The following is a 9,090-nucleotide window of genomic DNA, read 5'->3' on the forward strand; positions in this document are numbered from 1 at the left end:
GTATAAGTTCGGCGGAACCCGAAGCGCGCAAGGGAGCCGCGACGTGACCCCGCCGAACCTCCTGGCACCCACGTTCCAGTACACCGACGTCCTGCCGCTGGCCCAGGACAACCACACCGACTACCGGCTCGTGACGCCGGACGGCGTGTCGGTCGTCGAGGCCGCCGGCCGGACGTTCCTCCAGGTCGAGCCCGCGGCGCTGACGCTGCTGGCCAAGGAGGCCATCCGGGACATCCAGCACCTGCTACGGCCCTCGCACCTGGCGCAGCTCCGGGCGATCGTGGACGACCCCGAGGCCAGCGGCAACGACCGGTTCGTGGCGATGGACCTGCTGCGCAACGCGTGCATCTCGGCCGGCGGCGTGCTGCCCATGTGCCAGGACACCGGCACGGCGATCGTGATGGGCAAGCGCACGGAGTCCGTGCTGACCGGCGGCACCGACGAGGAAGCCCTGTCGCGGGGCATCTTCGAGGCGTACCAGGAGCTGAACCTGCGCTACTCGCAGATGGCCCCGGTCACGTTCTGGGACGAGCGCAACACCGGCACCAACCTGCCCGCGCAGATCGACCTGTTCACCGCGCCGGGCGTGGAGCCGAAGTACGAGTTCCTGTTCATGGCCAAGGGCGGCGGGTCGGCCAACAAGACGTTCCTGTACCAGGAGACCAAGGCGCTGCTGAACCCGTCGCGGCTGGCGAAGTTCCTCGACGAGAAGCTGCGCTCGCTCGGCACGGCCGCCTGCCCGCCGTACCACCTCGCCGTGGTCGTCGGCGGGCTGTCGGCCGAGCAGAACCTGAAGGTCGCCAAGCTCGCGTCCGCCCGCTACCTCGACGGCCTGCCCACCGAGGGCTCGGCCGCCGGGCACGCGTTCCGGGACGTCGACCTGGAGCAGCAGGTGCTGGAGCTGACCCGGAACTTCGGCATCGGCGCGCAGTTCGGCGGCAAGTACTTCTGCCACGACGTGCGCGTGATCCGGCTGCCGCGGCACGGCGCGTCGTGCCCGGTCGGCATCGCGGTGTCCTGCTCGGCGGACCGCCAGGCCAAGGCGAAGATCACCCCCGAGGGCATCTTCCTGGAGCAGTTGGAACGCGACCCGGCGCACTTCCTGCCCGACGTGACCGGCGAGGACCTGTCCGACGAGGTCGTGAAGATCGACCTGACCCGGCCGATGGCCGAGATCCGCGAGACCCTGTCGAAGCTGCCGGTGAAGACCCGCGTGTCGCTGACCGGGCCGCTGGTGGTGGCGCGCGACATCGCCCACGCCAAGATCAAGGAGCGCCTGGACGCGGGCGAGCCCATGCCGCAGTACCTCAAGGACCACCCGGTGTACTACGCCGGGCCGGCCAAGACGCCCGAGGGCTACGCCTCGGGGTCGTTCGGCCCGACCACGGCCGGGCGGATGGACTCCTACGTCGAGCAGTTCCAGGCCGCCGGCGGGTCGCTGGTGATGCTGGCCAAGGGCAACCGGTCCAAGCAGGTGACGAACGCCTGCCAGGCGCACGGCGGGTTCTACCTGGGCTCGATCGGCGGCCCGGCGGCCCGGCTGGCCCAGGACTGCATCCGCAAGGTCGAGGTGCTGGAGTACCCCGAGCTGGGCATGGAGGCGGTCTGGAAGATCGAGGTGGAGGACTTCCCGGCGTTCGTCGTGGTGGACGACAAGGGCAACGACTTCTTCGCCGAGACCTCCGCCCCGACCCTCCAGATCTCGTTCCGGAAGTAGCCCTCGCCGGGTGACCGGGACGTCACCGCCGTGACGCCGCCGGCACGAGACCGGGCGCGGCCTTGAACGAGACGGCCTCCATGAGCGGCCTGCGCTTGGTGTTGTGGAACGCGGCGATCCGCCACCGGCCGTCGCCCTCGCGCACCAGGACGTAGGTCTGCACCTTGCCCGGCTTCGCCGGGGGCCGGCCCTTGTAGGTGTCGCCGCGCCCGGTGACGATCGCGGTGTCGGGGGTCGGGAAGCGGACGTCGAGCACCTCGTCGGCGAGGCGGGTGCCGCGGAGGAACTTCGACCACAGGGTCCGGTGGCTCTCCGCGATCTCGTGGCGGCCCTGGTAGTGGGTGCCGACGTAGGTGACGTACGTGGCGTCTTCGGTGAACAGCGCGCCGTAGGCGTCGGCGTCGTGGGCCGCCCATGCCTCCACCAACGCGTCGATGACGCCGCTGACCGCGGCCCGGTCGTCCTGCTGCTGCATGATCCCTCCAGTTGGCTATACTGCGGCAGATGTTGTACGGCTGCAATATCTGCACACATGCAGATATTAGGGAGGGGCGACCGGGATGGCAAGTGGCGCGGAGCAGGAGCGGCACGTGGTGTTCCGCCGGTACCTCGACGCGGTGGGGCTGCACGGCATGGCCGGCGCGGAGGCGGCCGGCCTGCACGCGTCCGAGTGGTACGCGTTCAGCCTGATCTCGCTGGACGGCCCGCTGACCTCGGGCGAGCTGTCCGCCCGGACGGGCCTGACCACGGGCGCGACCACCCGCCTGGTGGACCGCCTGGAACGCGCCGGGTACGTCCGGCGCGTCGCCGACCCGGCCGACCGCCGCAAGGTGCTCATCGAGGCGGTGACCGACGCGGCGGCCGGCATCGAGGACGTCGTGGGGCCCGCGCGTCGCCGCATCGCCGACGTGCTGGCCCGCTACCGCCCGGAGGAACTGGACGTGCTGTTCGACTACTTCGCCCGCGCCGCGCCGGCCTACCGGGAGGCCACCCGGGAGATCCGGGAGGCGACCGCGCGGGCGCGTCGGACCGGCGCGGGCGGGTAGCGGGTCAGCTCCGGGTGTAGATCACGCCCAGCCTGTCGACCTCGGTCCCGGACCGGCCCGTGAAGCCCGCGATGTGCCGGCCGTCGGGCGCGGTGAACGTGACGGCGTCCGCGGTCGGCGTGCCGGCGGCGACCGTGCGGCCGCGGTCGGTGGTGATGCGGACGGAGAACACGCGGGTGCGGCCGTCGCGTTGGCCGCGGGTGACGGTGGCCGAGGTCAGGCGCTCCCCCGGTTCGAGGGTGAGCGTCGTCGGGGTGCCGCCCGCGCCGCCGTGGCCGAGCGCGGTGCCGTCGGCGAGCGTGAGGCCCACGCGGTCGAGGCGCGCGCCGCCGCTCAGGGTCACCTCGCGCACGGCCGCGCCGGGCGTCACGGCGTCGACGTCGGTGAACGGGGTGCCGCCCGGGCCGCCGACCTGGTCGCTCATCCGCAGGTGGTCGGCGAGCCGCCAGGTGAACTCGACGGCGTGCGGGTAGTGGTCGGACAGCGGTTCGCCCTCGGGGTCGAGGAAGGCGGAGTGGTCGTTGCGGTAGGCGGTGGCGGTGAGGTCGACGAAGGCGTTGTCGCGGTAGAAGACCTTGTCGACGACCTCGCAGGCGGTGGTGACGTTGTGCGGGTCGCAGGTGAGCGCGGGCGTGCCGGCGGCGGGTTCGACGCCGCCCCGGACCAGCTCGACCCAGGCGTCGGTGAGGCCGCGGGGGTGGACGAGGTCGCGGATGTTGTCGCCGGCGCGGGTGTAGCGGGTGTTGGTGTCGCCCATGACGATCACCGCGTTGCCCGCCGAGTTCCGGGCCACGTACTCCGACAGCTGGGTGATGTTCGCGCGGCGGGCGGCCAGGTCGGCGTCCGTGCTGCCGGCGTTGGCGTGCACGTTGTAGAGGTCCACGTGCACGCCCTCGGCCAGGCGGAGGCGGGCGAACGTGAAGCCCTTGGGGGTCAGGCAGTCCGTGCCGTTGCACCGGTTCCACTTGACCCGCGTGAAGTCCTCGTACGGGTGGGCGGAGAGGGTGTTGAGGCCGTCGCCGAACGGCACTCCCCCGCTGGTCGGCGTGCGGTGCGCGTGGTCGTCCGCGGCGTAGAGGGCGGCGTGGTGGTTGAAGTCCTCCTGGACGTTGACCACGTCGTAGCCGCGGACGCGCGCGCCGATGAGCGGCGTGTTCCTGGCCGGGTTCGAACCCGAGAGCGGTTCGGGGAGGCCGGCGACGTTGTAGGTCAGCACGGAGAACCGGCCGCCGGTGTCGTCGGCGGACGCGGTGGGGGCGACCAGTGCGGTGACGCCCGCTGCCGCGAGCACGATGCCGAGGAGTCGTCTCACGTCACCGCAGTGTGGTCGTCCCGGCCCGCGCCCGGAACCGCTGACGCGAATCTTTTTCATGTGTTCACCCGGTCAGCCGACCCGTCACGCGGTGTCCTCGCGGGCTTCCAGGACGAGGCGGCGGGAGCCGAGCGGGGCGTCGAGGGTGACGTTCAGCGGCACGGCGCGCAGCTCCTGCGTGCACTGGCCGCCGTCGGGCGGCGGGTAGTAGGTCGTCACGAGCGTGATCAGGACCTGGTCGCCGGACTGGGCCGTCACCTCGGCGCTCGCCGTCTTGCAGCCGCCGCCGAGGCCCATCACCTGCACCGTGCGGCCGTCCGCCGACGTCCAGGCGTGCCGGTCGTAGGTGTCCGGGAGCGTGCCGCCGTCCACCCGGTCGGGGGGCACCTCGGCGGCGCCGGCCAGCGGGGCGGCGGTGGTCTGCGGCGGTGGGGCGGTGGGCCGGTCGGTGGTCCCGGTGCCGGTGACCCCGGGGGATGACAACGTTGTCGGGGCAGCCGACGTGGTGGTGGTCGGGGAGCCGGTGGACGACGGGCCGAACGGGGCGTTGCCGGTGGCGCCGCTGCTGCACCCGGCGAGCGCGAGCAGGGCGAGGGCGACGGCGACCTTGACGTTCCTCATAGCTGGAGGACGGTACCCGGCGGCCGGGGGTTGCAGGCGGTGCCCGGCCGACCCGGGGGCGGGCCGACCGGGCTCCGGGGGATTACTTCTGGTCCTGCCGGGTGCTGAGCACGACCGTGCGGTCGCCCAGCGGGGCGTCGAGCTTCACGGTGAGCGGCGGGTAGCGGATGTCCATCGTGCAGACCGGCTGGTCGGCGGGCGTGGTCTCGACCAGGACCAGCTTCACGGTCTCGGCGTTCTGCTCGGCGACCTCGACGCTCGCCTTGCCGCAGCCCGCCTCCTGCGCGATGACGCCCAGCACGGACCCGTCACCCTCGGTCCAGGTGGTGGTGGGGTTGCCCTCGGGGACGGCGCTCGCATCGACCCGGTCCGCGGGCACCTCCACGCCGCCCGGCGGCACGGGGCTCTCGAACTCCGGTTCCCCGCTCGGCGAGGTCGGCGCGGCGGACGTGGTCAGCGTCGGCCCACCGTCGCCCGAACCGACGGGCGTGGACGTTGCGCAGGCGGCGAGCACGACCAGCAGCACACCCGCGCCGACAGCGGTTCCCAGGCTTCTCATGCCCAGAGGACGGACCGACCCACCACCGCGGTTGCCCACCGTTCTTCACAATTACCCGTTCAGGCGACAAACCCGCGTGTCCTACGTTCGCGTCGCGCGTGTCCTACGTTCAAAACAGCCATGGTGAACGTTCGGAACGGCGGCCCGCCGACCTGAGTGTTCAACATGGGGTACCGGAACGTAGGACACGCGCGTTCTGGACGTAGGACACGCGCGGGGGTGTTAGGTGAGGGAGTGGTGCAGGGTGGTGATGGCGTGGCGGAGGGCGGTCAGGCGGGCGGTGGAGGCCAGGCCCGCGTGGTAGAGGTGGAACTCGCGCACGCCGGCCTCGGCGTAGGCGAGCCACTCCTTGGCCAGCTCGTCGCCGTCCGCCGGCCTCGGCGGCAACGCCAGCACGTACGCCGCGGTGCGCACGTCCGACTCCGCGCGCAGCGCGCGGATCGCGGGCAGGGACGCGTCCACGCCCGGCCAGCACGTCACCGTGAGCACGTCCACGTCGGCGTCCACGCCCCCGGCCACGGTGGCGAACGGCCCGGTGCCCCACGGGTCCGCCGTCGCGTGCACGACGACCCGCGTGCCCGGCGCGGTCCGCCTCACCAACCCCACCAGCTCCCGCCGCAGCGAGCGCGAGAGCCCCGTGCGCACCTCGCGCACGTGGTCCGCCCGCTCCCCCAGGGCCTCCTCGACGCTGCCGACACCGTTGTCGACCCCCGCCCGCACGGCCGCCCGCAACCCCTCCGGGTCGTCGTAACGCGCCGCGCACGCCCCGCAGAAGCACAACGACAGCAGCTTCTGCTGCACGGGCGACCAGTCCGCCCCGTCGGTCTTCTCGTGGTGCCCGCCGTGGAAGAACCCGAGCGGCCCGCACGCCTCCAGCACGATCCCGTCCGGCCGACCCAGCTCCAGCACCTCGGACACCAGCGTCCGGGCGTACTCGACCACGTCGTCGTTCGACGGGCACAACGCGTACGGGTACAGGTCGCCGAACGCGTTGCGCACCGCCACGTCGGGGTGAGCATCGCCCAACCGGCTGCTGTGCGTGAGCACGGTCCACGCGTACACCGGCAACCCGGCCGCCTTCAGGGCGTCGGACGCCGCGCGGTACGAGTCACCGTCCACCCAGGACGGTTCGACGGGCGCGAGCCGCTTGTCCCGCCACACCTCCTCCCGGACCGGCAGGTAGAACGCGGCGTGCCGGGCGTCCACCATCCGCCGCGTCGGGTGGAACGGCGTCGCGGCCCGCACCGTGTGGTAGGACGCGGCCAGGGCCACGGCGTCCACACCGAGCGACGCGACCCGCTCCACGGCGGCGGGGTCGCCCACGACGTCCCAGGGGTACAAGTGCGCAACGGTGGTCACCACCGGGGCCGCTTCCTCTCGTAGGACGGGTCGTGCTTCCTCATGTAACCGGTGTCGTCGCGCTGCACGAGCCCGCACGTCCGGTAGTTCTCCGCGAGCCGCGCGAGCGCGTCGCGGTCCAGCTCCACCCCGAGCCCCGGCGCGGTCGGCACGGGCACCGCGCCGTCCACGAACGTGAACGGGGTGGTGATCACGTCGTCCGCGGCGTTCCACGGGTAGTGCGTGTCGCACGCGTAGTTCAGGTTCGGCGTGGACGCGGCGAGGTGCGTCATCGCGGCCAGGCTGATGCCCAGGTGCGAGTTGGAGTGCATGGACAGGCCGAGGCCGAACGTCCGGCAGATCGCGGCCAGCTCCTTGGACCGCGACAGGCCGCCCCAGTAGTGGTGGTCGGACAGGATCACCTGCACCGCGCCGACCTCCACCGCGCGGGGGATGTGCTCGAACGCGATCACGCACATGTTCGTCGCCAGCGGCATCGGCGCGCGTGCGGCGACCTGCGCCATGCCGTCGATCTCCGGGGCCGGGTCCTCCAGGTACTCGACCACGCCGTCGAGCGCCTCGGCGACCTTGACCGACGTCCCCGGCGTCCACGCCGCGTTCGGGTCGAGCCGCAGCGGGTGGTCCGGGAACGCCTCGCGCAGCGCGTGGATCGCCTCGACCTCCCGTTCCGGCTCGTACACGCCGCCCTTGAGCTTGATCGACCCGAACCCGTGGGCGTCGATCAGCATCCGGGCCTGGGCGACGACGCCCTCGGCGTCCAGCGCCTCGCCGAACCCGTCGGGCGACGCGCCGGGGTGGCCGGCCCACTTGTAGAACAGGTAGGCGCTGTAGGGCACCGCGGACCGCACCGCGCCGCCGAGCAGGTCGCTCACCGGCCGGCCGAGGGCCTTGCCGCGGATGTCCCACGTCGCCACCTCGAACGGCGAGAACACACGGTCCACAGTGGACTCGACGGTGAGCGGGCCGGTCAGCCCGTGCCGGTCGGAGCCGGCCTCGCCGCCCAGCGCGGTCGCGATCCGGGCGTGCATCTCGTTCAGCGCGTGGACGTCCAGGCCGATCAGGGCGGGCGCGGCCGTGCGCATCCGGTTGAGGTGGCCGATGTCGCCGTAGCTCTCGCCGAGGCCCGAGATCCCCTCGTCGGTGTGCACCTCCACGACGGTGCGCAGCGCCCACGGCTCGTGCACGCCGACCGAGTTCAGCAGGGGCGGGTCGCGGAAGGCCACCGGGGTGATGACGATGTCGGTGATCCTCATGCGGCCAGCCCCCGTCCCGCCGCGACGATCTTCTCCAGTTCGGACAGGTGCTCGGGCGTCGGGTCGAGCAGTGGCGCGCGCACGCCGCCGACGTCCAGCCCGGTGGCCCGCACCGCCGCCTTGATCAGCGACACGGCGTAACCGGGCACCTTGTCGCGCAACTCCACCAGGGGCTTGTAGAACTCCAACAGGTACCGGTTGACCAACGCGTCGTCACCGCTGTGCACGGCGCGGTAGAAGCCGAGCGAGATCTCCGGCGCGAAGCAGAACACCGCCGACGAGTACAGGTCCACGCCGATGCCCCGGTACGCGGGCACGGTCAGCTCCGCGGTCGGCAGGCCGTTGAAGAACTGGAACGGCTTGTCGACCGACGAGCGCACCGCGAGCACGATGCGGTGCATCAGGTCGATGTCGCCGAGCCCGTCCTTGAACCCCACCACGGTCGGCAGCGACGCCACCTGCACCGCCGTCTCCGGCGTGAAGATGGCGTTGTTGCGCTGGTAGACGATCAGCGACAGGTCGGACGCGCCCGCCACCTCCGTCACGTACCGCACCAGCCCCTTGGCCGGGTTGGTCACCAGGTACGGCGGCAGGAGCAGCAGGCCGTCCGCGCCGACCCGCGCGGCGGACCCGGCGATCCGCCTGGCCGTCGGCACCGGGCCGCCCACGCCCGCGAACACCGGCACGCGCCCCGCGGTCGCCTCGACCGCCGTCGCCACCGCGCGTTCGACCTCCGCCGGCTCCAACGCGTGGAACTCGCCGGTGCCGCAGGCGACGAACACGCCGCCCGCACCCGCCGCCACCCCTCGCTCGACGTGCTCGGCCAGCACGTCCTCCGCGAGCCCGCCGTTCGCGTCGAACGGCGTCACCGGGAAGAACAGCACCCCATCCAGTTGCATACCCAGACCTTCATCCCTTGATCGCTCCGGTGGTGATCCCACGCAGGAAGGACTTGTGCTGCGGTCCGCCGAACGCGGGTCGGCACGAGGGGCGGCGGATCCGGGCGAAGATCCTCGGGCTCCCCGTGCCTGCCGCGGTCGCCGCCTCGCCCCGGGTGGGGCGAGGGCGGGCAGCACGGCTGCCCGACCGCGGGTTTCCTCGTGCGCCGACGCACAGGCGGCGAACGCGTCGACGACGAGGCGAATGGAGCAGCAGGGCATCATCGGCGCTGATGAGCGTGTCCCCGCCGACGTGGCACCGGGGGTCCCGGTGCGGTGCCGTGG

General features: G+C 72.5%; 9 protein-coding genes. 2 read left to right on the forward strand and 7 right to left on the reverse strand.

The features are described 5' to 3' along the window. Positions 1–43: 43 nt before the first annotated feature. Complete coding sequence (locus ACFXGA_RS29185) at positions 44–1,717, forward strand: fumarate hydratase (RefSeq protein WP_378093306.1); 1,674 nt, start codon at positions 44–46, stop codon at positions 1,715–1,717. A gap of 22 nt (positions 1,718–1,739) precedes the next feature. Here the strand turns inward: ACFXGA_RS29185 and ACFXGA_RS29190 are convergent, their stop codons facing one another. Then, entirely contained in the window at positions 1,740–2,192 is a 453-nt protein-coding gene (locus ACFXGA_RS29190; protein WP_378093308.1) for an SgcJ/EcaC family oxidoreductase, read from the reverse strand. Between the two features lie 85 nt (positions 2,193–2,277). On the opposite strand from ACFXGA_RS29190, the gene ACFXGA_RS29195 reads away from it, so the two are divergent. Then, positions 2,278–2,763, forward strand: coding sequence for a MarR family winged helix-turn-helix transcriptional regulator (locus tag ACFXGA_RS29195; RefSeq protein ID WP_378093310.1), 486 nt, complete (start codon positions 2,278–2,280; stop codon positions 2,761–2,763). A 4-nt stretch (positions 2,764–2,767) separates the two neighbouring features. Here ACFXGA_RS29195 and ACFXGA_RS29200 read toward each other — a convergent pair whose 3' ends face one another. The 6 genes from ACFXGA_RS29200 to ACFXGA_RS29225 all read right to left on the reverse strand — a co-directional run bounded on the left by ACFXGA_RS29200 (position 2,768) and on the right by ACFXGA_RS29225 (position 8,766). Continuing rightward, the gene (locus ACFXGA_RS29200) at positions 2,768–4,075 is read right to left on the reverse strand and encodes a jacalin-like lectin (protein WP_378093312.1); all 1,308 of its coding nucleotides are present in this window, start codon (positions 4,073–4,075) and stop codon (positions 2,768–2,770) included. Between the two features lie 84 nt (positions 4,076–4,159). Then, on the reverse strand, positions 4,160–4,696 hold the full coding sequence (locus ACFXGA_RS29205; protein WP_378093314.1) for a hypothetical protein: 537 nt from the start codon (positions 4,694–4,696) through the stop codon (positions 4,160–4,162). 82 nt (positions 4,697–4,778) lie between these two features. Continuing rightward, positions 4,779–5,255, reverse strand: a complete 477-nt coding sequence (locus ACFXGA_RS29210; protein WP_378093316.1) for a hypothetical protein — start codon at positions 5,253–5,255, stop codon at positions 4,779–4,781. Positions 5,256–5,477: 222 nt separating this feature from the next. Then, positions 5,478–6,596, reverse strand: a complete 1,119-nt coding sequence (locus ACFXGA_RS29215) for a hypothetical protein (RefSeq protein ID WP_378093318.1) — start codon at positions 6,594–6,596, stop codon at positions 5,478–5,480. A gap of 14 nt (positions 6,597–6,610) precedes the next feature. Continuing rightward, positions 6,611–7,867 (reverse strand): glucarate dehydratase family protein, encoded by a 1,257-nt coding sequence (locus tag ACFXGA_RS29220; protein WP_378093320.1) that lies wholly within the window; start codon positions 7,865–7,867, stop codon positions 6,611–6,613. Then, a complete protein-coding gene (locus ACFXGA_RS29225) occupies positions 7,864–8,766 on the reverse strand; it encodes a 5-dehydro-4-deoxyglucarate dehydratase (protein ID WP_378093322.1) in 903 nt (300 codons plus the stop codon). Before ACFXGA_RS29225 ends, ACFXGA_RS29220 begins: the two co-directional genes overlap by 4 nt. Between the last annotated feature and the right edge of the window lie 324 nt (positions 8,767–9,090).

Origin of the sequence: Actinosynnema sp. NPDC059335, from assembly GCF_042752395.1 — a bacterium.
In the GTDB taxonomy this organism is placed as follows: domain Bacteria; phylum Actinomycetota; class Actinomycetes; order Mycobacteriales; family Pseudonocardiaceae; genus Actinosynnema.

Excerpts from the sequence above, each read along its gene's own strand:
- ACFXGA_RS29195 (WP_378093310.1), top strand. The coding sequence starts at position 2,278 with ATGGCAAGTGGCGCGGAGCAGGAGCGGCACGTGGTGTTCCGCCGGTAC.
- ACFXGA_RS29210 (WP_378093316.1), bottom strand. The coding sequence starts at position 5,255 with ATGAGAAGCCTGGGAACCGCTGTCGGCGCGGGTGTGCTGCTGGTCGTG.
- ACFXGA_RS29220 (WP_378093320.1), bottom strand. The coding sequence starts at position 7,867 with ATGAGGATCACCGACATCGTCATCACCCCGGTGGCCTTCCGCGACCCG.
- ACFXGA_RS29225 (WP_378093322.1), bottom strand. The coding sequence starts at position 8,766 with ATGCAACTGGATGGGGTGCTGTTCTTCCCGGTGACGCCGTTCGACGCG.
- ACFXGA_RS29205 (WP_378093314.1), bottom strand. The coding sequence starts at position 4,696 with ATGAGGAACGTCAAGGTCGCCGTCGCCCTCGCCCTGCTCGCGCTCGCC.
- ACFXGA_RS29190 (WP_378093308.1), bottom strand. The coding sequence starts at position 2,192 with ATGCAGCAGCAGGACGACCGGGCCGCGGTCAGCGGCGTCATCGACGCG.